The sequence below is a fragment of the Microbulbifer maximicatervae (SeqCode) genome, assembly GCF_056232625.1.
On sequence record NZ_CP174324.1, the window covers coordinates 3,564,530 to 3,586,366 of the forward strand.

Genomic DNA, 21,837 nt, shown 5'->3' on the forward strand with positions numbered 1-21,837 from the left:
GCAAGTTACCGCAACTACCCTGCAATAGCTATAATCCGCCGCTAGTCTCCAGGTGCTAGTGCATGAGTAAACGCAAATTAAATCGCCGCCAACAGTGGCGTATCAACAAAATCCAGCAGGAACGTGAAGCCCGCGCCCGCAAGCGTGAGCAATCTGCCGAAGAGGCCCTGGAAGAGGGGCAACTGGAGCAGGAACAGATCGGCCTGGTTATCGCCAACTATGGCACACAGGTTTTAGTGGAGAGCGAGAGTGATCCGAGCCTGCGCCAGCGCTGCCATTTGCGCGCCAATATCGAAACCCTGGTGACCGGCGATCGCGTTGCCTGGCACCCTGCCAGCGAAGACAGCGATGGGGGCATTGGTGTTATCGGCGCGCGCCTGCCGCGCAATTCCGAGCTGCAAAGACCCGATCGCTACGGCGACCTGAAAACTGTTGCAGCCAATATCGATCGCATATTGATCGTTATCGCCCCTTACCCCGAACCCTTTGCCAATGCCATAGACCGCTACCTGGTAGCCGCAGAGACCACCGGTATAGCACCCATGCTGCTGCTCAACAAAACCGACCTGATCGATGAACGCAATCGCGATTCATTGGAGGAGCTGCTCGCCCCCTACCCGGAGCTCGGCTATCCGGTTTTACGGTTATCCACCAAAACTGGCGAGGGCCTGCCGGAGCTGCTGGAAACCCTTGCGCAAGGATGTAGCGTTTTTGTAGGGCAGTCCGGGGTGGGCAAGTCATCCCTGGTCAACGCACTGCTTCCCAGTGCGGGCGCCCGCACCGGTGCTCTGTCAGAGGCAACCCAAAAGGGAACTCACACCACCACTGCGGCGGAACTGTTTCACCTGCCCAGTGGGGGTGATCTGATAGACTCCCCCGGGATTCGCGAGTTTGGACTCTGGCATATGGAGGAGTCCGCCCTACTGGAAGGGTTTGTGGAATTCCGACCATTTATAGGACACTGCCGCTTTCGCGACTGCCGCCACCAGGGCGAACCCGGTTGCGCTATCCAGGAGGCTCTGACCGATGGAAAAATTAGCGAGCGCCGCATGAATAGTTTTCTGCATTTGCGCAACAGCCTGGAATCGGAGAACAAGTTTTGAAACTGATCATCGAAGCGGAAGAGCTCGCGACTCAGCTTGAGCGCGAAGAACTGCTGATTGTAGACCTCAGCTCACCCCACAATTACCTCAACGGCCATATTCCAGGTGCTATTCATCTGCCGTTCCAGGCGCTGATGGCTGGCACCGCGCCCGCACCGGGCAAACTTCCCGGTATCGAACAGCTGACCCAGATTTTTCAAGCTATCGGCTTGAAGCCGGAACAACATGTGGTCGCCTGTGATGACGAAGGTGGCGGTTGGGCTGGGCGCTTTTTGTGGACCTTGGAAATGATAGGCCACCGCAATTACAGCTACTTGAATGGTGGCATGTTGGCCTGGCGAGGCGCCGGCCTTCCTCTCACTACCGAGGCACCGGATATTGAGCCGAGTGATATTCAAATCACCGTCAACAGCACAGCTGCGATGGACGCCCAGCAAATCCAGGATCAACTGGGCAATGATGAATTCCTTGTTTGGGATGCTCGCTCACCCCAGGAATATCGCGGTGAGCGGGTCCTGGCCATGAAGGGCGGTCATATCCCGGGAGCCATCAATTGCGAGTGGACCCAATTGATGGACCCGCAAAAAGATTTGCGTATTCGTGCGGATGCCCGCGAATTCCTCGCTGCACTGGGAATTGATAGCTCACACAAGATTGTCACCCACTGCCAGAGCCATCACCGCTCCGCTTTTACCTGGTTAGTGGGCAAGTCCCTGGGATTGGATATTCGCGCTTATCCAGGCTCCTGGAGTGAGTGGGGCAATTTGCCCAATACGCCGGTACAGCAGTAGATACATTGAGAAAAGACGTAGATTTATGAACCCTAAACTTTTTGCCGCCCTGCAATACCTCACGCCGCAACACGCACTCTCCCGTGCAGCCGGCTGGTTGGCGAATACAGAACTCAAGTGGATCAAAGATCCTTTCACCCGCTGGTTTGTGGAGAAGTACGGTGTAGATATGCAGGAGGCCAAAGAGAGCGACTGCACTGCCTACCGCACCTTCAATGAATTCTTTACCCGCGAGCTGGTGGACGGAGCCCGTCCCATTATCGAAGGGCAACACACCCTTGCCAGCCCTGCCGACGGCGCCATCAGCCAGCTGGGCCAGATCCATAACGGCCGTATTTTCCAGGCTAAAGGTCACGACTACAGCTTGGTAGAACTGGTGGGCGGTGATCCCAAGGTAGCGGCGCAATTTAATGACGGACACTTCGCCACTGTGTATCTGTCACCGAAGGATTATCACCGGGTGCATATGCCCATGGCAGGCACCCTGCGCAGCATGACCTATGTGCCCGGGCAGCTTTTCTCTGTAAATACGGTAACGGCAGAAAACGTTCCGCGCCTGTTCGCGCGCAACGAGCGTCTGGTCTGCGTATTCGATACGGAAGCCGGCCCTATGGCAATGATCCTGGTGGGTGCAATGATTGTCGCCGGTATCGAAACCGTTTGGGCCGGACAAGTCGCTCCTATCCAGCGCAAAGTCATCAACACAGATTATCTGGATAAGGCACCCATTCACCTGGAGAAAGGTGAGGAGATGGGACGCTTTAAGCTGGGCTCTACCGTCATTATGTTATTTGGTGCGGACCAGGTGAGTTGGCTCGACCAACTTGAGGCCGAGTCGCCCGTGCGCATGGGTGAGCATTTCGGTAATTTATTATCCGGCAAGGACTGATATTAATAAGAGACCGCGGCAGTTTTCACTGCCGCTTCGGGAAAGAGAGCGCTTATTTGGTCAGGCGCGTCAGCAGCTGCCCCAGTCGGCCACCGCGGAATAAATAATTGTCGCGAATATTCGCCGCATCCACCTGGGGGTAAGCTCCGGGCTCTATATCCCTGAGGATACTGACCTTTTCCTCGACACTCATCTTGCCACGCTCGATAAGCTTCTGCTCTCGATCCTCAACTTCAGCTAAGTCACACAGGCGAGGCTTGCTGAGCGTTTGTTTTTGCCCATCGAGAACGATCATTACCTTTGGTCGCAAGCGCCGGTCGTAGGTCTGTTCCACCACCACGCCGACTTCTCCGGTGGACAACTCTACCTGGGTACCTGTGGGATAGAGGCCAATAGCCTGAATGAACTCCACTACCAACTGCTCCTGGTAGGCGATACCCCGCAGGTCATACAACTTGGCAACTGCCCGGGATGGCGCTACCGGCTCACTGGAACCTCTTGGGTTAGTGGCTTCATCATAGAAAGTCACTATTCCGCACATGCGCGCCAACACTGAAATCCTGTCACCGCGCAAGCCCTCAGGGTAACCACTACCATCGTGGCGCTCGCAGTGGGCACTAATGACTTCGATAACCTTGGGATCTATTTGTGGGTCTGCCGACAGCATCTTGACGCTGTGCTGCACAAACTTTCGGTACTCCAGTTCACTGCGCGGGTCGCGCTGCTTCATCTGCAGCACTTCCCCGTCGATAGCCAGCTTGCCTACATCCTTCAGCAGAGTAGCCACCCCGAGTTTTAGTAAATCACTGCGTGAAAGACCGATATGGCGGCCGAATAGCACCGCCCAAATACTGGCACGCACCGAGTGACTGTAGGTGTGCTCATCCTTATCTCGTACACGAGCCAGCCAGGCAAACGCATCGGGACTGCGCAGCACACTTTCTACTAAATCCTCAACGACTTGGTTGACCTGCTGTACCGGTATGGGCCTGTTGTTAGCGACAAGCCCCATCACTTCACTCATACCATAGAGGATCTGACCGTGAAGCTTACGCGCGTTACTGGCTTCTCGCTGCGCCGGCTGCGGAGGGGGGTATTTTTTATGGGAAACAGTGACAGGTTTGCAGGGGATAGTGATCGCTGTGCGGCCAGAAGAACGACCCCTTGCGGAAGTGTCGCTGCCTCCGAGCAATCGACGCAGGGTAACACCGGCACTGCCGACAGTTTTGTGGACATCGACATAAACAAACCGGCAGTATTTCTGTAGCTGGCGGATTTCTTCCAAATCGCGGATATAAAAACCCTGCAGCGCAAATGGGGTTCGTGTCCAAGGCCGGTCAAGCTTGGAGACGAACATGCCGCGCTGTAAATCACCGACAGAAATTTTTGCTTGTTCGATTGCCACTGGGGAAGATGCCGACAACTGTAGTTAACGCTAAAACGCCGCCCTGAAAGACCCCGTGGCGTAAGATCCTCGGTCCTCTGGGCAAGCTCACCTTTATATCATGGAGAGATATTAAGGTTCACCCGCCCAAAGTGAGACTGTATTCACAGACTCAGAGATCAGTGGCTAGTTTAGGCGTGATATTGGGCTGACAGCTCTACCACAGCTTCAATCATGGCTCCGGCATGTTTGGGATCTACCTTCGGGGTAATTCCGTGACCTAAATTGAAAACGTGGCCACTACCTTGACCAAAAGACTTCAAAACAGCCGCCACTTCTGTGCGAATTCGTTCGGGACTCGCATAGAGAACAGCAGGGTCCAAGTTGCCTTGCAGGGCCACCTTGTCTCCCACTCGGGCGCGGGCGCTGCCAATGTCTGTAGTCCAATCCAAGCCCAGGGCGTCAGCGCCAGTATCAGCCATTGCTTCCAACCACTGACCGCCTCCCTTAGTGAACAGGATGGCCGGCACTCGACGACCGTCGACTTCTTTAATCAGCCCCTGGAGAATACTCTGCATATATTTCAGGGAGAATTCACGGTAAGCACTGTGGCTGAGTGCACCCCCCCAGGTATCAAAGATCTGTACGGCCTGGGCACCAGCGCGAATCTGGGCGTTCAGGTAATCGGTAACAGAGTCGGCCAGCACCGTGAGTAACTGGTGCATCAGCTCAGGGCGGTTGTAGAGCATTTCCTTACAGCGGGCAAAATCCTTGCTGGAGCCACCTTCAACCATATAAGTCGCCAGCGTCCAGGGACTGCCGGAGAAGCCGATAAGCGGCACGCGACCATTCAATTCGCGGCGGATGGTGGACACCGCATTCATCACATAGTCCAAATCCTTTTCGCTGTTCACCACTTCCAGGGCTTCGATATCGGCCGCCGTGCGCAGGGGCTTGTGGAACTTGGGGCCCTCGCCTTCGGAGAAGTAGAGGCCCAGGCCCATGGCATCGGGAATGGTCAGGATATCGGAAAACAGAATGGCGGCATCCAGCGGGTAGCGCTCCAGGGGTTGCAGCGTCACCTCACAGGCCAGCTCGGTATTGCGGCACAGATCCATAAAGCTGCCGGCTTCGGCGCGGCTGGCTCGATATTCCGGCAGGTAGCGCCCCGCCTGTCGCATCATCCACACAGGCGTTCGATCCACTGGCTGGCGCAGAAGGGCGCGAAGAAAGCGGTCGTTTTTCAATTCGGACGGTTTGGTATCAGACATAGGCACACCGAGCGGGCTAAAAAAACGGGCATTGTACAGGGGCTTGGCCGCTATACACAGGGTGGCAAAGATATTGCGGGGTGCCTATTGGGACTGGCACAAATGTGCACGGGAAAATAGGACAGTGAGGGGCGGTGCCCCCACTGCAAATCAGAAACGATTAAATATCCAGGTAATCGAGAATACCTTCACCGGCCTGGCGCCCTTCCCAGATAGCAGTCACTACCAGATCGGAGCCGCGCACCATATCGCCGCCGGCAAACACCTTTTCATTGGAGGTCTGGAATTTGTATTTTTGTTTTTCTGGAGCGACGACGCCACCCCAGTCGGCAACTTCAATATTGTGCTGCGGAAACCACTCTGCCGGGCTGGGACGGAAGCCAAAGGCCACCAGAACAATATCCGCCGGGATAATTTCTTCAGAACCGGGCACCACCTGAGGGCGACGGCGGCCGTTTTCATCGGGCTCACCGAGCTCCGTAGTGACCACTTTAACCCCGGCCACCTTGCCATCTCCAACGATCTCAACCGGCTGGCGATTGAACAGGAACTGTACGCCCTCTTCCTTGGCATTGGCCACTTCCCGACGTGAGCCGGGCATATTTTCTTCATCGCGGCGGTAGGCACAGGTTACGCTCTTAGCGCCCAATCGAATCGAGCTGCGGTTACAGTCCATGGCGGTATCACCACCGCCGAGAACCACCACGCGCTTGCCCTCAACCGAAACAAATTCGGAAGCATCGCGCTCCCAGCCCATATTGCGATTTACGTTGGCAATCAGGAATGGCAAAGCATCATGAACACCGGGCAGATCTTCACCGGGGAAGCCGCCTCTCATGTAGTTGTATGTGCCCATCCCCATAAAGACAGCATCGTAGTCATTGAGCAGCTGCTCAAAACTGATGTCCTTACCCACCTCAGTATTGAGACAAAACTCAACCCCCATCTCGGTAAACACTTCCCGGCGCTGCTGCATTACCGACTTCTCCAGCTTGAACTCGGGAATACCAAAGGTAATCAGGCCGCCAATTTCCGGGTGCTTATCGAACACCACCGGCTGCACGCCGTTGCGCACCAAAATATCAGCGCAGCCCAGACCCGCCGGGCCGGCACCAATCACCGCCACTCGCTTGCCCGTTTTCTCAACGTGACTTAAGTCCGGGCGCCAACCCAGGGCGAAGGCTGTATCGGTAATGTATTTTTCCGCATTGCCGATGGTGACCGCACCAAAACCATCATTGAGGGTACATGCGCCCTCACAGAGACGGTCCTGGGGACAAACCCGGCCACAGACTTCCGGCAGGGTATTGGTTTCGTGGCAGAGTTCAGCTGCCTCAATAACATTGCCCTCGCTGATCAACTTCAACCAGTTGGGAATGTAGTTGTGTACCGGGCACTTCCATTCGCAATAGGGGTTGCCACAATCCAGGCAGCGGTGCGCCTGGCTGGCCACCTGCCGCTCACTGAACGGCTCATAAATTTCAACAAACTCGCCGGTGCGGGTGATGATGTCCTTCTTCGGCGGGTCGATGCGACTTACGTCGATAAACTGGAAGTCGTTGTTCAGTCTGTCTTTCATACTGTTTCTCCACCCCGCCTTTATTCGCCGCGCTTGCGCACGTCGGAAAGAAGATCTGCAAGGCTCGCCGCCTTTGGTTTAACCAGCCAGAAACGGCTCAAGTAATCATCGAAGTTATCCAATAACTCGGCGCCCCAGGCGCTCTGGGTCTCCGCCGCATACTCCTCGATAACTTCGCGCAAGTGACTCTGGTGTGGCTCGAGAATTTCGCTGCTGATTCGGCGCAGCTCGATCAACTCATGGTTGCAGCGATCGAAGAAATCCCGCTCCATATCCAGGACATAGGCGAAGCCACCGGTCATACCGGCGCCGAAGTTAAATCCGGTGCGTCCGAGAACCGCGACCATACCCCCGGTCATATATTCACAGCAGTGATCTCCAGCCCCTTCGACTACCGCAAAGGCACCGGAGTTGCGCACGGCGAAGCGCTCACCGGCACAACCCGCCGCAAATAACTTGCCGCCAGTGGCGCCGTAGAGGCAGGTATTCCCGACAATACTGGTTTCCTGGGAGGCGAATGAGCTACCTTGCGGTGGTCGTATAACCAGCTTGCCGCCAGCCATACCTTTACCCACATAGTCGTTTGCATCGCCATCCAGGTACATTTCCAGACCACCGGCATTCCACACGCCGAATGACTGGCCGGCGACCCCTTTGAGGCGCAGTTTCACCGGAGCTTCAACCATGCCCTGGTTACCGTAGCGCTTGGCAATTTCACCAGACAGGCGCGCGCCCAGGGATCGGTCACAGTTGGTCACGTCGTAGCTGAACTCGCCACCTTTAAAGCCCTCAATGGTAGGCAGGATATCCACCACCATCCGCTCCGCCAGTTCACCCTTATCCCAGGGATCATTCGTCGCGGACTGACAGGTTTGCGGCTTGCTGTCCAACAGCTCATCCGTATGCAACAGAGGCGCGAGATCCAGCTTTTTCTGCTTGTCAGTTTCGCCATCCAATACGCGCAGTAAGTCCACACGCCCCACCAACTCTTCCAGGCTGCGCACCCCGAGCTTGGCCATCCACTCGCGGGTCTCCTCGGCGACAAAACGGAAGAAGTTCATCGCCATTTCTGCGGTGCCGATATAGTGCTCGTCACGCAGGTCTTTCTTCTGGGTGGCAATACCGGTGGCACAGTTATTCAAGTGACAGATCCGCAGATACTTACAGCCGATCGCCACCATGGGTGCCGTACCAAAGCCGAAGCTCTCGGCACCGAGAATTGCCGCCTTAATCACATCGAGGCCGGTTTTCAGACCCCCATCGGTTTGTACCCGAACCTTGCCGCGCAGATCATTGGCACGCAGGGTCTGGTGGGTTTCCGCCAATCCCAGCTCCCAGGGCGATCCGGCATAGCGAATCGAGGTGATTGGGCTGGCCGCTGTGCCGCCGTCGTAGCCGGAGATGGTGATCAAATCCGCATAGGCTTTGGCAACACCTGCGGCAATGGTGCCAACCCCGGGCCGCGATACCAGTTTTACCGACACCAAGGCATCGGGATTGACCTGTTTGAGGTCGTAGATCAACTGCGCCAAATCCTCGATGGAATAGATATCGTGATGCGGCGGCGGGGAAATCAGGGTCACGCCGGGCACCGAATAGCGCAGCCGCGCGATCAACTCGTTGACCTTGCCACCGGGCAGCTGGCCGCCTTCACCGGGCTTGGCGCCCTGGGCTACCTTAATTTGCAATACCTCTGCATTTACCAAGTAGTGCGGTGTTACGCCAAAACGACCGGAGGCAATTTGCTTAATCTTGGAAACTTTATCAGTGCCAAAACGGGCTGGATCTTCACCGCCCTCGCCACTGTTTGAACGCCCACCCAGGCGATTCATCGCTTGGGCCAGGGATTCATGGGCTTCGGGGGACAGGGCCCCCAGAGACATGGCCGCCGTATCAAAGCGACGCAAAATCTGCTCTGCCGGCTCCACATCTTCCAGAGCTACCGGTTCGATGTTCTCCTTGAAGTCCAGCATGTCCCGCAATGTCGCCACGGGGCGCTGGTTAACCAGCTCCGCATAGTCCCGCCACGCGGCATAGTCACCGGTGCTGGCAGCGCGTCGCAGGGTGGTCACCACATCCGGGTTAAAAGCGTGATACTCCTGGCCGTAGACAAACTTGTGCAGGCCGCCGGGGGAGACAGGTTTACGGGCTTTCCAGGCAATTTCAGCGCGTGCCGCCATATCGGCTTGCAGCTCGGGGAAGCCGGCACCTTCGATGCGAGTAGGCGCTCCGGGGAAACACAGACCCACCACATCCCTGGAAATACCCACCAGCTCGAACAGCAGTGCGCCGCGATAAGAGGCAACGGTGGAAATGCCCATCTTGGACAGGATCTTTAACAAGCCCTTGATAATGCCGTTGCGATAATTTTTCTGCGCCTCAGCGGCATCCAGCAGCAATTCACCGGTATCGATCAGGTGATTGATAATGCTGTAGGAGAAATACGGGTGTACTGCGGTGGCACCGACGCCGACCAAACAGGCCAACTGATGCGCATCGCGGGCGCTGGCAGTATCCACCACAACATTGGAATCACAGCGCAAGCCCGCATGCACCAGGTGGTGGTGCACCGCGCCTGTCGCCAGCAAAGCATCGATGGGCAGGTGCCCCTCGCGAATATCGCGATCGGACAGCACTACAATCACAGCCCCCGCCCTCACCGAGGCTTCAACTTTGGCGCAGAGCTGTTCAATCGCCGACTTGAGATCCTGTTCAGCGGGGTCGTAGTTCAGGTCGAAGATCTCCGCTTCGAAGCCCGGGCGATCAAGGGATAAGAGTGCCGTGTACTTCATATGGGAAAGTACTGGTGAAGACAGGATTACCCGGTCCGCGTGCTCTGGAGTTTCCTCAAATACGGATTTCTCTCGACCCAGGCAGGTCTCCAGAGACATCACCACGGTTTCCCGCAGGGGGTCAATTGGCGGGTTGGTTATCTGGGCAAACTGCTGGCGAAAGTAGTCGTAGAGCGAGCGGTTGTAGCGGGACAAAACCGCCATCGGCGTATCATCGCCCATTGAACCGACCGCTTCCTGGCCCGCCTCAGCCATGGGCCGGACGACTTTATCGCGCTCTTCCAGGGAGGAGCTGAACAGCTTTTGGTAAACCTTGAATTGCTGGTGGGAGAAGTTGTTGTCCACCGGCGCAGTAACCAGAGTAGAGCGGATACGGCGTGCTTTATCCTTGAGCCAACGCTTATAGGGCTGTGCCCGCTTGAGCATATTATCGATGTCAGCGGTGTGGTAGAGCTTGCCCTCTTGGGTGTCCACCGACAGCATCTGCCCCGGTCCAAGGCGGCCCTTAGCCACAACATCTTCAGGGGCGTAATCATACACGCCCACTTCGGAGGCCACGGTGATCAGGTCATCCTTGGTAATCACCCAGCGCGAGGGGCGCAAGCCGTTGCGGTCCAGGGTACACACGGCATAGCGGCCATCCGTCATCACCAATCCAGCCGGCCCATCCCAGGGCTCCATATGCATGGAGATATATTCGTAAAAAGCGCGAAGGTCCGCATCCATTCCTTCAACATTTTGCCAGGCCGGCGGCACTAGCATGCGCACGGCCCGGTGCAGCTCCATGCCGCCCGCCAACAGCATCTCCAGCATGTTGTCCAGGCTTGAGGAGTCGGAACCCTCACGGTTAACCAGGGGCACCAGCTCATTCAGCTCTGGAATCAGGTCAGTGGCAAATTTACTGGTGCGGGCAACAGACCAGTTGCGGTTGCCGGTAATAGTGTTGATCTCACCATTGTGCGCCAGCAGGCGGAATGGCTGGGCCAGGGGCCAGCGGGGCATGGTGTTGGTAGAGAAGCGCTGGTGGAAAACACAGATCGCGGTTTCCAGGCGCGGGTCGGCCAGTTCTGGGAAAAACTTGGGCAGATCAGCCGGAATCATCAGGCCTTTGTAGGAGAGAACACTGGTTGAAAGGCTGGCGATATAGACTTCGCTACTTAAGCGCAACTCGGCTTTGCGACGGGCCACATAGAGACGGGCATTGAATTTCGCCTCGCCGAGGGGCTCGTCTGCATTGTTGATCAGCAACTGCTCAAAGTGTGGCAGGCAATCCCGGGCAATAGGGCCCAGGCATTCCGGGTTAGTCGGTACGGTGCGCCAGCCGACAGTCTTTAGGCCCTGAGCTTGCAACTCAGTTTCGAGAATTTTGCGGGCTTTATCGGCTTCGGCTTGATCTAGTGGGAGCATGATTGATCCCACTGCGTAGGTTGCTGTCAGCTCAGCACCAAACAGGGTCTTGGCTTCTGCGCGGAGGAAAGCATCCGGCTTTTGCAGCAAAAGACCGCAACCATCACCGGTTTTACCATCGGCGGCAATACCACCCCGGTGGGTCATGCAAGTGAGGGATTCAATGGCCGTCTGCACTAACTTGTGACTTGCCACACCGTGCAAATGAGCGATCAGACCAAAACCGCAGTTGTCCTTAAACTCATCCAACTGATACAGACTGCTACCCATAGAATTCCTCGTCGCTATCGATTGGGGGACCACTGGCGCTTAAAAAAAAGAAGTGCCTGTTATGGGCGAATGTCACTTTAAGCTTCGCGCTACGCTCTCCTGCGGTCCCTTGGAAAAAGATCCCGAGATAAAAAAAGCCCTCTGCTGGGGCTTTTTTTGTTGTTATTGGCGGTTTTTTGCCCCGCCTTTCCTTTCGGGGGGGCGCAATATTACTTGTCCAACACTACATTTTCAACTTTTAACAGTGTATTAGTCTGTCAAATCAAACAAAACCAAACTTATCTTCTAGCAGCTAACCTTTCTGGTACTCAGTCCTATTATTTAGACAATAAGAGCAGGGTTATCACTCGGCACCACAGTTTTTCAGTGCATTTATAATCATTTTTCTGGGGGTATCATCGACAATAATTGCTTCTCCCAGTGCCTTTAGCAGCACCAAACGCAATTTTCCGTCTAGCACCTTCTTATCCACCTGCATTACTTGGAGGAATTCATCGGTTGTCATGCCCTGCGGTGCCTGCTGCGGCAAATCAGCCGCCTCTAGCATCGCTCGCAACCGTTCCACCAGCTCTGCATCCATATCTCCGCGCAACCTGGATAACTCCAGCGCCATAACCATGCCGGCGGCAACGGCCTCACCATGTAACCAACTGCCATACCCCTGCACTGCCTCAATAGCGTGGCCGAAGGTATGGCCAAGATTCAGTATCGCCCTACGACCACTCTCGCGCTCATCACTGGCAACAACATTCGCCTTGTCGGCGCAGCAGCGCTCAATAGCATAAGCCAGTGCATCGGGCTCCCGAGTTAATAACTTTTGTAAATTCTCTTCGATCCAATCGAAGAATGGGCTGTCACAGATCAATCCGTATTTAATGACCTCGGCGAGGCCTGCGGAAAATTCACGTGCAGGCAATGTGGCAAGGGTATCGGTATCCGCAAGGACAAGACGGGGCTGGTGGAAGGCGCCAATCATATTTTTACCAAGGGGATGGTTAACGCCGGTCTTTCCCCCAACAGAGGAGTCAACCAAAGACAGCAGGGTAGTCGGTACCTGAATAAAGTTAACCCCGCGCTGATAACAGGCTGCAGCAAAACCGCACATATCTCCAACGACACCACCGCCCAACGCGATTAGTGTCGTAGTGCGGTTGTGACGCTTTTCCAGCAGCACATCAAAAATTCGATTCACTGTGTCGAGTGATTTAAAAGCTTCACCATCGGGAAGCTCGACAACATCCACTTTATCAAGCCCTTTTAGCCCTTCCAATAATGTCGCCAAATAAAGAGGAGCAATAGTTTCATTGGTAACAATGCAAACTTGCCGGCCTTTAATGTAAGGGAGGATATATTGCGCGTCACCGAGCAAACCTGAACCAATAATTATCGGATAACTACGCTCGCCGAGTTCTACGTTAAGGCTTTGCATACTGCTCTCAATCCCCTAGTGCTTATCTCAACAGAAGTGAGACGCACTTTAGCACAGACGCTTGGGACTAATCGGACAGCAGACTGCCTAAGTGTTCTGCGACCAGGAGGGATGCTTGTTTGGGGGAGAGGTCATTGGTGTCGCAAATAATATCTGCAACCTCACGATACAGAGGCTCACGTTCCTGCAAAATTTCCGCAATACGCTGACGGGGGTTGGGTACACGAAGCAACGGGCGATTGGTATTCTTCGAAGTGCGCTCCAGAAGCTGATCGATATTGGCCTGCAAATAAACTACATGGCCATATTTTTGTAGCTGGCGTCGATTCTCCTCGAGCAAAACTATTCCGCCACCGGTACCAATAACCTGGCACTCACCCTGGCAGAGTTCTTCCAATATTTCACTTTCACGACGGCGAAATCCCGCTTCGCCTTCCACATCAAAAATCCAGGGAATATCCGCACCAGTGCGCTCTTCCAGCACTTTGTCGGTATCGGCAAAAGGCAGCTGCAATTGAGCTGCCAGTAATCTGCCGATAGTAGACTTGCCGGCCCCCATGGGGCCGACCAGGAAAATAGAGCGGGTGATCACTTAGAGTAGAAAGCCTCATCTTCAAGAATACGCGGTGTGATAAACATCAGGATCTCACGTTTATCGTCTGTGCGTATAGTCTTTTTGAACAAGTTGCCTAGATAGGGGATATCGCCCAACAACGGAACTTTAGATACTCCCTCAACAACATTACTTTCAAATACCCCCCCCAGGACGATAGTCTCACCGTTTTGAACCAACACCTTGGTTGCCAGAGTATTTACATTGATCGAAGGTACTTGCCCACCGCCTACAGTGACATACTCCCCCACACTATTTTGTTCAAGGTTTAGGTTCATAATAATATTGTTATCTGGAGTAATCTGCGGAGTCACATTGAGCTCCAGTACAGCTTCGCGGAACGTAATAGAAGCAGCGCCTGAAGAGGTCGCCTCCAAATAAGGGATTTCAATACCCGATTGAATAACAGCTTCCTGTTTATCGCCCGTAACAACTTTTGGTTGTGAAACAACTTCAGCTACACCGATGTCTTCAAGCGCAGACAGTTCCAAGCTCAAATAAAAATCATTTTTTAGAATGGCGTAAGCAATACTCCCCGCTGGGTTACTCACTCCAAGATCCACCAAGAGTGGGTCAAACTCACCGGTTAAGCTACCAAGCGCAGTGCCATCATCTAAAGCTAGGCTACCAGAGCCAACGCCAGTGGCATCATCAGAAAGCTCAGCGCTACCTACATAATCCCATTGAACTCCCAATTCTTTTTGAAAGTCGCTGTTGGCGGTAACAATCCGAGCCTCGATCATCACCTGACGGATGGGAATATCGATAACCTCTATTAGCTCACGGAATTGGGCAATCTTGTCCTCTGTATCAGTTAAGATAATTGTATTGGTTCGCTCATCAACAATGGCGCTACCACGAGGAGAAAGGATACTTATCTGCTGATTGGTGCTACCTCCACTACCTCCAGCAACACCTTCCGCTCCACCCTGCCCCGAGAACAGATTAAAGATTTCGCCAGCATCAGCGTAACGCACGCTAATAAACTCTGTAAGTAAAGGGGCTAACTCCTGCAACTGTTTACGCGTCTCAAGCTCTTGGCGCTCCCTCTCAGCTATTTCTGCCGCCGGTGCCACCATGATAACGCTGCCTTCCTGACGTTTATCTAGCCCCTTCGCTTTAAGGATTAGAGCCAACGCCTGATCCCATGGGACACCGTCAAGGCGCAGAGTTATTCTGCCCTGCACTGTATCACTAGCAACCAAATTAAGATCGGTAAAATCGGCAATAACCTGCAGGACGGAACGGACCTCAATATCTTGGAAGTTGAGGGACAGCTTCTTCCCATTGAACTGAAACTCCTTCTCCTTCTCACGAATTTCTTGTGCAGATAAAGGCTTAATACTCAATACATACTCTGTATCAGCTTGGTAGGCCAAGTAATCATATTCAGTATCATTGGGATCAACTGCAATTACCGTGTTGCGCCCATCATAGTCCACAGTAATATTATTTACTGGGGTGGCGAAATCAGTAACATCTAGTCGCTGACGCAATGACTCAGGTAAGTTCGCACCTAAAAATGTTAGATAAATTTTACCGTTAGTCCGTTCAACATCGATATTAACTGCAGGGTCATTAAGGCTAACAATAACCTTGCCTTCTCCTTCCTCCCCTCGACGAAAATCCACATTATTTACTGCGATGCTTTCCGAGCGCTGAAACTGCTTTTCACCGCCGAGGTTCAAGCCACTATCGTGTTCGACTGTATTCTGCACTGGACGATCACGCTCAGAAGACTCTGCACCAATTACTACAACCAACTGGTTACCTTGTCGCTCACTCGAATAAGCGGGAAGCTGATCAAGGTTTACTATGAGGCGGGTACGATCTTCACCGGAAACAATAACCGCACTTCTAGCTGTGCCGATACCTAAAGAATACTTCTTCTGCGGGAGAGCGCTTTCTACCCCGGCAAAGTCTAAAACAATTCGAGCTGGTTGCTCTATCGTGTAGCCGGTGGGTTCTGGAGGCACATCATTAAAAGTTAAGCGCAGCTGAACTCGGCTGCCCGGCAATTCTGCAAACTGTATGTCATTAAGCTTGTTTACCTGGGCACTAGAAGCTATTGGAAACAGCAATAAACCAAGTAGCAGTAACTGAACCCGAGCCATTAAATAGGCAAACCGTTTTCCGTTCATTATCCGTTGTCCCTCTCTTCCAACGCCAGAGCCCGCGGCCGCTCAATCCAGCCGCCGGCACCATCAGGTATAATTTCAAGAATATCTAACTGGGTACTTGTTGCATTCACGACACGGCCATGATTTTTCCCCAGGTAATTGCCCACAGTAATCCGGTGAATTCCACCAGAACCATCATTAATTAGGGCCCAGAGTTGCCCTTCCCGGGCTAAACTGCCAACCATCGATAGGAGGTCAATGTTGATCCCTTCCAGTAGCTCTCTCTGCCGAGTCAAGTCTGGCGCAACATCTAATTTGCGACCCACTATTCGTTGTTCAGACTCCAATACTGGGCGAGTAAAGGGGCTACGCCTAGCTGCAGCGGTGTAGACATAGGGGCTGTATGGTGTAAAAGTTGGGATAGGCTCTATCTGCCCTTTAGGCTTGCGTTCAATTGCGGCCATCCTCTCGCGCAACTCACTATGATCGGTATTTAGGCTACAACCAGAAACCAGCGATAGGGCTATCAGTATAGGTAGGTATTTTATCATCCCTCTTCACCCTGATCCTTGTATCGGTAGGTTTTTGCATTAATGGTCATATTGAGAAGCCCTCCATCGCCACGTTCAGTGGAGATTTCAAAGTCATGAAGGGTAACAATTCTGGGCATCCCAGCTATACCACTAATGAAAGCTCCAAACTCGTGATAACTTCCTTGGACTTCTATCCTAATAGGTAACTCTACGTAAAATTCGCCTACCCGCTCTTGCTCAAGCTCAACTTTGCTAATTGTAAGGCCACTACCAATACCATACTCGTCAATATCTTCGAGTAAGCCTGGTACCTCTGTATCTTTTGGCAGTTGTTTTAGTAAAGCACCAAAGGTTTCTTCCATCTCAAACAGTTGGGCCCTATAAGCCTCAAGATTTGCAGCCTCAAATTGCTTTTTTTCAAACTGAATAAAGAGGTCTGACTCTTTATTTACGGAGAATTCAAGCTTGCTATAAATATCATTAATCAGAAAATAATAACCAGCACCGATTACCAGTACCGCACTAAGTACCAGAACAGCAATTCGCCCAGATAGAGGCCAAACACCTATCCGAGTAAGGTCAATATCATTGAAGTCAATTTCATTAAGCTGTCTTACAGTATCTGCCAGTGCCATTACTGAAGTCCTTTACTATTTTGCGCTATCTTGTTCATCTTCTTTCTTGCGCCCACTGACCTTCACCGTTAGCTGGAACTCACTCGCCTGATCGCCGTATTGCGGAGTTGCGGTTACACCTGTTAATTGGGGGGCCTCATACCAATCCGACTGGTCTAAATTTCGCATAAAAGAAGAAACGCGATTATTGGATTCAGCCACACCAAGTAAGTCCAATCGATCACCTTCTCTCTTGAGCTCATTAAGCCATAGCCCCTCGGGGGTTGCTCGCACTATCTCATCAAAATAACGCACTGCGAGAGGTCGGTTACCTTGCAACTCCTGAATTACCCGCATTCGATCAATCAGCTCCTGGCGGCGCGTCTTCAGGTCCTTTATTTCTCTTACCTGAATATTAAGAGCGTTAATACGGGTTTGTAGGATCTGATTCCTTTCGTTTTGCCGAACAACTTGCTGATCAACCGCTTTCATCCACAGAAATACCGCCATTGCAGCCGCGATAAAAACCACCAACGCCAATTGCTGGAATTCTTTTTGCTTCTGAGCACGGTACTCCTGACGCCAGGGAAGAAGGTTAATTTTTGCCATGTCAGTAGTCCTTCTCCCTCATAGCCAAACCTGTGGCAATCATCAGGGATGGAGCTTCACTCGCCAAAGCTTGCTGGTTGACTCTTGACGAAACACTCATCCGCAAAAATGGATTAGCGATTAAAGTTGGCCTACCCAACTTTTCGCTAATCAAATCACCAACCCCCTCCATGGCGGCAACACCGCCACCGAGCAGGATAAAATCTACATCGCTATAGGATGTGGAAGAGTAAAAGAATTGCAGTGAGCGGGTTACCTGTTGCACGACTGCATCACGGAAGGGCTCCAACACTTCAGCAAAATAATCATCCGGCAGACCACTCCCTCCCTGACGCTTCGCTAAAGTAGCCTCCTCCGCGGATAGACCGTAGCGACGCTGGATCTCATCGGTGAGCTGCCGCCCACCAAAAAGCTGCTCTCGGGTATACACGGTCTTACCGTCCACAAGGACAGATAAAGCACTCATTGTCGCCCCAACATCAATAACGGCTACAACTAGCTGCTCCTGCGGAGGAAGTTGGTCTTCCAGTAGAGAGTAAGTTCTCTCTATTGCGTACGCTTCAACATCAACAACACCGGGCTCAAGGTCCGCCTCTCCCAAGGCGGAGATTCGCTGTTCAATGTTCTCTGTACGACAGGCGGCAAGTAGAACCTCCACTTGCCCCTCCCCCTTCTCAGAAGGCCCCTGTACTTCAAAGTCCAGGCTAACTTCCTCTAGCGGATACGGAATATATTGGCCAGCCTCAAATGCAATTTGAGCCTCAAGAGCTTCATCATTGAGATCTGCCGGCATTTCAAGGGTCTTGGTGATCACCGCCGACCCAGACACAGCCACAGCCGCTTGGCGCAGGCGAGTTTTAGAACGTCGTACAACTTTGCGGATAGCCTCAGCCGTCGCCCCCACATCGTTGATATTCTTATCAACTACGGCATTGGGTGGGAGAGGTTCCACGGCATAACTTTCGACACGATATTTGTCGCCGTTGCGACTTAGCTCCAGCAACTTGACTGCAGTAGAGCTAATATCGAGTCCCAACATGGCCTTGGGGCCTTTGCTCAGAAAAGGGAAAATTCCCATTTTTTCTTATCTTTTCCGTGGGTTATGAGGGTTTGATGTTATAGCACTTTAAATTAACGCTTCAACCTGCATTTGCATAGGTAATAGCGCACAATATTCGTATAATTATTCACCTAATCACTTTGATGAAGTACACAGAAGCAGTTTCATGACCGTAAAAGCCCGCAATCGTCTGCTCGCACTGCTTTGGCTCGGCCTTGCCGGTGTGGCCGCTACAGCAATGGCCCTAGCCAGTATCTACCTCTACCTCAAACCGGGGTTGCCCTCAGTGGAGAGCCTCCGCGATATCCGCTTACAGACCCCTCTGAGGGTCTACTCACGGGATATGAAACTGATCGGTGAGTTCGGTGAAAAGCGGCGCAACCCTATCACGATCGAGCAAACGCCAGAACCCTTTATCAAAGCGATCCTCGCCGCTGAGGATGCAAGCTTTTACTCCCACAATGGTGTTTCCATCAAAGGTTTGATGCGGGCCGCCTCGCAGCTGATTAAGACCGGTTCTATCCAGTCTGGTGGTAGTACACTGACAATGCAGGTGGCGCGCAACTTCTTTCTCAGCCGAGAACAGCGTTTTGTGCGCAAGTTCAATGAAATTTTGCTATCACTGCAAATTGAGCAAGAGCTGACCAAGGACGAGATCCTCGCCCTATACATCAATAAGATCTTCCTCGGAAACCGCGCCTACGGTTTCCAGGCTGCAGCTCAGGTATATTACGGCAAAGATATCAAGGATCTGAATCTGGCCCAGTGGGCTATGATGGCGGGACTCCCCAAAGCGCCATCAACCTTCAACCCTCTCGCGAACCCCTCCCGAGCCCTGGTACGCCGCAACTGGATCCTGATGCGGATGCTCGACCTTGGCTATATCAACCAGGATCAATATAACCAGTCTATTACTGCGCCGGTAACAGCCAGCTATCACAGCCGCGATCTCGACCTGGATGCACCCTATATCGCCGAGATGGCACGGAAGGAGGCAGTAGACCTCTTTGGCGACAACGCTTATACCGACGGCTATCAGGTCATAACAACGGTAGACAGTCGCCTGCAGGAGTCGGCTCGCAATGCGCTTCAGCACGGTCTGGAAACCTATGATGCACGCCACGGCTATCGCGGCCCAGAACAGCGTCTTGCACCGGAATTGCTGCAAGATAGCGACCAACTTATCGATTTACTCAACGAGATTCCGATTCTCGGCGGTCTGGAACCCGGCGTTGTCACTGCGGTAGAACCCAAGAAACTTCAGGTTCAACTGAGAGATCGGCGCGTAATTGAATTGCCTTGGAGCAATGGACTCAGTTCTATCAGGCCCTATATTTCTGAGAGCGCCCGGGGCGCACGCCTTCAGTCCGCTGAAAAAATGTTTGCTCCCGGAGATGTCATTCGATTACGCAAGGTCGTTAAGGAAAAGAAAGAGAGCAACTCCAGTAGCGAGATGATCGCCACCGCTGTAGATGAGCCCCTTCAGGCCGATCCGTTTGCGGATCCCGAGAGCGGTGATACCAAGCCTGCTGAACCCCAGGTGACTGAAGAGTGGGTTCTAGCCCAGGTCCCGGAAGCACAGGGCGCCCTGGTATCTATTGAGCCCGAAGATGGGGCTATCCGCGCCCTTGTCGGTGGTTACGACTTCCGCCAGAGCCACTTCAATCGGGCCACTCAGGCTGCCCGGCAACCCGGCTCCAGTTTCAAGCCCTTTATTTACGCCTCGGCGATCGAGCGCGGATATACAGCGGCCAGCATTATCAATGATGCCCCGATTATCTTTGAGGAAACCAACCTGCAAGATGTATGGCGGCCTGAAAATGACGGGGGGACCTTCCTCGGCCCAACCCGCCTGCGTATGGCTTTGTACAAGTCCCGCAATATGGTCTCAATCCGGTTGCTGCAATCCCTAGGACTGGACTACGCCCTAGGCTTTGTCGAGGGCTTTGGGTTTGAGCGCAGCAAGCTTGCCCGCAACCTAACCATTGCTCTGGGTAGCTCCGCTCTCACGCCCCTGGAGATGGTGCGAGGCTATGCCGCCTTCGCCAATGGTGGCTACCGAGTGGAGCCCTACCTGGTTGACCGGGTATTGGATGTTAATGGCGAAGTCCTGTATCAGGCACTGCCTCTCACTGTGTGCAATAACTGTCCCGAGCCGGGCACAGGCTCTGAAACCCTGTCCGCTGAACCCGTCGATCTCGCGGAATTACAACTGGAAGGACAAGGGGTCGATCAAGGTGAAGAGCCAGCGGAACTACACGTACTGCCCGTTGGCCCCCTCGACCCGAGCAAGAGCCAAGCGCGTCCTCGCGCTCCGCGAGCCATGTCCGCAGAGACGGCATACATAATGGATTCGATGCTTAAAGATGTTATCAAAAAGGGCACCGGGCGCCGCGCTCTGGCGATGAAGCGCGGTGATATTGCCGGAAAGACCGGTACCACCAATGGTCCACGGGATGCGTGGTTCTCGGGTTATAGCCCCTACCTGGCAACCAGTGCCTGGGTTGGCTTCGATTCCTATGGCGAACTGGGTAAAAATGAATACGGTGGCTCAGCCGCCCTGCCTATCTGGATCGATTTTATGAGCAGTGCCCTCGAAGGTCTTCCCGAGCGCCACCTGGCTCAACCAGATGGCATAGTTACGGTACGCATCAACCCTCAAAATGGCTTGCGCACCTCTTACGGCGGCATGTTTGAGATATTCAGGACCAACCGGGTGCCCGGCCGCGAGGTATATAACCCATATCGCAATCGCTACACCGATGAAGATATGGATATGCCCAGCCAGGATGGCCGGGAGGATTCTTTACCGGAAGAGCTGTTCTAAGCGAACAGCTCAATCAAAAAAGGGGCCTCTGGCCCCTTTTTTGATAATACATTGCAAAACAAGTCAGTCACTGCGATAGCGCAGGCAGGCCCGCTCTAATCCCTGCAGGTCGGGAATAACCGCCTCCTCACCAGAAAGCGCCACATGCATTAACTCTCCAGGGTTTAGTGGCTGCTCTCGCAGCGCCAACTCCTCAGGGGTAACCCGCACCAGGCGCGGAGTGCCGCGCAAGAGCAATGCAAAATACGGCAGCTCACCATCAGGATTTCCCGTACTCAGCACCGCAATACGCCCCTCTTCTGCAGCTGCTCCCAAGGCACCACCACGCATCACTTCAAAAGATACCACCGGCAGGCGCTGTTCCCGCCAGATCAGATCTCCCAAATACCACTCGGGCACGTCTTGAACTGCCATCGGCGTTTGCATTGCAACAACCTCTGAGAGGCTGTCCACCGGCACCAGCAGTTGCCCCTGCTCAAGGGGCAATAACAGGCTGCTCACTTCCTGGGGGACATCTACCGGCAGCGCTTCAACTTCACTCATTGC

The 21,837-nt window shown here is 53.4% G+C and carries 16 protein-coding genes; 4 read left to right on the forward strand and 12 right to left on the reverse strand.

The window, feature by feature from the left end:
* Positions 1-62: 62 nt before the first annotated feature.
* From rsgA to asd, 3 genes are read left to right on the forward strand one after another with little or no spacing between them, the layout of a single operon-like run.
* Positions 63-1,103 carry a small ribosomal subunit biogenesis GTPase RsgA gene (gene rsgA / locus ACJJI6_RS15470; protein ID WP_445355230.1) on the forward strand — a complete coding sequence of 347 codons (1,041 nt, stop codon included), beginning with the start codon at positions 63-65 and terminating at the stop codon, positions 1,101-1,103.
* Positions 1,100-1,894, forward strand: coding sequence for a sulfurtransferase (locus ACJJI6_RS15475; RefSeq protein ID WP_413664089.1), 795 nt, complete (start codon positions 1,100-1,102; stop codon positions 1,892-1,894). Before rsgA ends, ACJJI6_RS15475 begins: the two co-directional genes overlap by 4 nt.
* 25 nt (positions 1,895-1,919) lie before the next feature.
* Positions 1,920-2,783 (forward strand): archaetidylserine decarboxylase, encoded by an 864-nt coding sequence (asd, locus tag ACJJI6_RS15480; protein ID WP_444918811.1) that lies wholly within the window; start codon positions 1,920-1,922, stop codon positions 2,781-2,783.
* A gap of 52 nt (positions 2,784-2,835) precedes the next feature.
* Here asd and ACJJI6_RS15485 read toward each other — a convergent pair whose 3' ends face one another.
* From ACJJI6_RS15485 to ACJJI6_RS15535, 11 genes are all read right to left on the reverse strand, one after another.
* A complete protein-coding gene (locus tag ACJJI6_RS15485) occupies positions 2,836-4,188 on the reverse strand; it encodes a cyclic di-GMP phosphodiesterase (protein WP_475711109.1) in 1,353 nt (450 codons plus the stop codon).
* A 170-nt stretch (positions 4,189-4,358) separates the two neighbouring features.
* Positions 4,359-5,438: a uroporphyrinogen decarboxylase gene (hemE, locus tag ACJJI6_RS15490; protein WP_475711110.1), complete on the reverse strand. Its 1,080-nt coding sequence runs from the start codon at positions 5,436-5,438 to the stop codon at positions 4,359-4,361.
* A 160-nt stretch (positions 5,439-5,598) separates the two neighbouring features.
* Positions 5,599-7,017, reverse strand: coding sequence for a glutamate synthase small subunit GltD family protein (locus ACJJI6_RS15495; RefSeq protein WP_282930294.1), 1,419 nt, complete (start codon positions 7,015-7,017; stop codon positions 5,599-5,601).
* Positions 7,018-7,037: 20 nt separating this feature from the next.
* Entirely contained in the window at positions 7,038-11,486 is a 4,449-nt protein-coding gene (gltB, locus tag ACJJI6_RS15500; RefSeq protein ID WP_475711111.1) for a glutamate synthase large subunit, read from the reverse strand.
* A 343-nt stretch (positions 11,487-11,829) separates the two neighbouring features.
* Complete coding sequence (gene aroB, locus ACJJI6_RS15505; protein ID WP_475711112.1) at positions 11,830-12,915, reverse strand: 3-dehydroquinate synthase; 1,086 nt, start codon at positions 12,913-12,915, stop codon at positions 11,830-11,832.
* A gap of 67 nt (positions 12,916-12,982) precedes the next feature.
* Entirely contained in the window at positions 12,983-13,504 is a 522-nt protein-coding gene (gene aroK / locus ACJJI6_RS15510) for a shikimate kinase AroK (protein ID WP_282934602.1), read from the reverse strand.
* Positions 13,504-15,669, reverse strand: a complete 2,166-nt coding sequence (locus ACJJI6_RS15515; RefSeq protein ID WP_475711114.1) for a type IV pilus secretin PilQ — start codon at positions 15,667-15,669, stop codon at positions 13,504-13,506. The genes aroK and ACJJI6_RS15515 overlap by 1 nt, the downstream gene beginning before the upstream one ends.
* Positions 15,669-16,199: a pilus assembly protein PilP gene (locus ACJJI6_RS15520; protein WP_475711116.1), complete on the reverse strand. Its 531-nt coding sequence runs from the start codon at positions 16,197-16,199 to the stop codon at positions 15,669-15,671. The genes ACJJI6_RS15515 and ACJJI6_RS15520 overlap by 1 nt, the downstream gene beginning before the upstream one ends.
* Complete coding sequence (locus ACJJI6_RS15525; protein ID WP_475711117.1) at positions 16,196-16,816, reverse strand: type IV pilus inner membrane component PilO; 621 nt, start codon at positions 16,814-16,816, stop codon at positions 16,196-16,198. Before ACJJI6_RS15525 ends, ACJJI6_RS15520 begins: the two co-directional genes overlap by 4 nt.
* 15 nt (positions 16,817-16,831) lie before the next feature.
* A complete protein-coding gene (locus ACJJI6_RS15530; protein WP_475711119.1) occupies positions 16,832-17,404 on the reverse strand; it encodes a PilN domain-containing protein in 573 nt (190 codons plus the stop codon).
* A gap of 1 nt (position 17,405) precedes the next feature.
* Entirely contained in the window at positions 17,406-18,482 is a 1,077-nt protein-coding gene (locus tag ACJJI6_RS15535) for a pilus assembly protein PilM (RefSeq protein ID WP_444895450.1), read from the reverse strand.
* A gap of 148 nt (positions 18,483-18,630) precedes the next feature.
* Between ACJJI6_RS15535 and ACJJI6_RS15540 the strand changes: the two genes are divergently transcribed.
* Positions 18,631-21,291 (forward strand): penicillin-binding protein 1A, encoded by a 2,661-nt coding sequence (locus ACJJI6_RS15540; RefSeq protein ID WP_475711122.1) that lies wholly within the window; start codon positions 18,631-18,633, stop codon positions 21,289-21,291.
* 63 nt (positions 21,292-21,354) lie between these two features.
* On the opposite strand, the gene ACJJI6_RS15545 is transcribed toward ACJJI6_RS15540, so the two are convergent.
* Positions 21,355-21,834: a chemotaxis protein CheW gene (locus ACJJI6_RS15545; protein WP_475711123.1), complete on the reverse strand. Its 480-nt coding sequence runs from the start codon at positions 21,832-21,834 to the stop codon at positions 21,355-21,357.
* Between the last annotated feature and the right edge of the window lie 3 nt (positions 21,835-21,837).

Coding starts and splice junctions, on each gene's coding strand:
- rsgA (WP_445355230.1), top strand. CDS start 63: ATGAGTAAACGCAAATTAAATCGCCGCCAACAGTGGCGTATCAACAAA.
- asd (WP_444918811.1), top strand. CDS start 1,920: ATGAACCCTAAACTTTTTGCCGCCCTGCAATACCTCACGCCGCAACAC.
- hemE (WP_475711110.1), bottom strand. CDS start 5,438: ATGTCTGATACCAAACCGTCCGAATTGAAAAACGACCGCTTTCTTCGC.
- ACJJI6_RS15495 (WP_282930294.1), bottom strand. CDS start 7,017: ATGAAAGACAGACTGAACAACGACTTCCAGTTTATCGACGTAAGTCGC.
- gltB (WP_475711111.1), bottom strand. CDS start 11,486: ATGGGTAGCAGTCTGTATCAGTTGGATGAGTTTAAGGACAACTGCGGT.
- aroB (WP_475711112.1), bottom strand. CDS start 12,915: ATGCAAAGCCTTAACGTAGAACTCGGCGAGCGTAGTTATCCGATAATT.
- ACJJI6_RS15515 (WP_475711114.1), bottom strand. CDS start 15,669: ATGAACGGAAAACGGTTTGCCTATTTAATGGCTCGGGTTCAGTTACTG.
- ACJJI6_RS15520 (WP_475711116.1), bottom strand. CDS start 16,199: ATGATAAAATACCTACCTATACTGATAGCCCTATCGCTGGTTTCTGGT.
- ACJJI6_RS15525 (WP_475711117.1), bottom strand. CDS start 16,816: ATGGCACTGGCAGATACTGTAAGACAGCTTAATGAAATTGACTTCAAT.
- ACJJI6_RS15530 (WP_475711119.1), bottom strand. CDS start 17,404: ATGGCAAAAATTAACCTTCTTCCCTGGCGTCAGGAGTACCGTGCTCAG.
- ACJJI6_RS15535 (WP_444895450.1), bottom strand. CDS start 18,482: ATGGGAATTTTCCCTTTTCTGAGCAAAGGCCCCAAGGCCATGTTGGGA.
- ACJJI6_RS15540 (WP_475711122.1), top strand. CDS start 18,631: ATGACCGTAAAAGCCCGCAATCGTCTGCTCGCACTGCTTTGGCTCGGC.
- ACJJI6_RS15545 (WP_475711123.1), bottom strand. CDS start 21,834: ATGAGTGAAGTTGAAGCGCTGCCGGTAGATGTCCCCCAGGAAGTGAGC.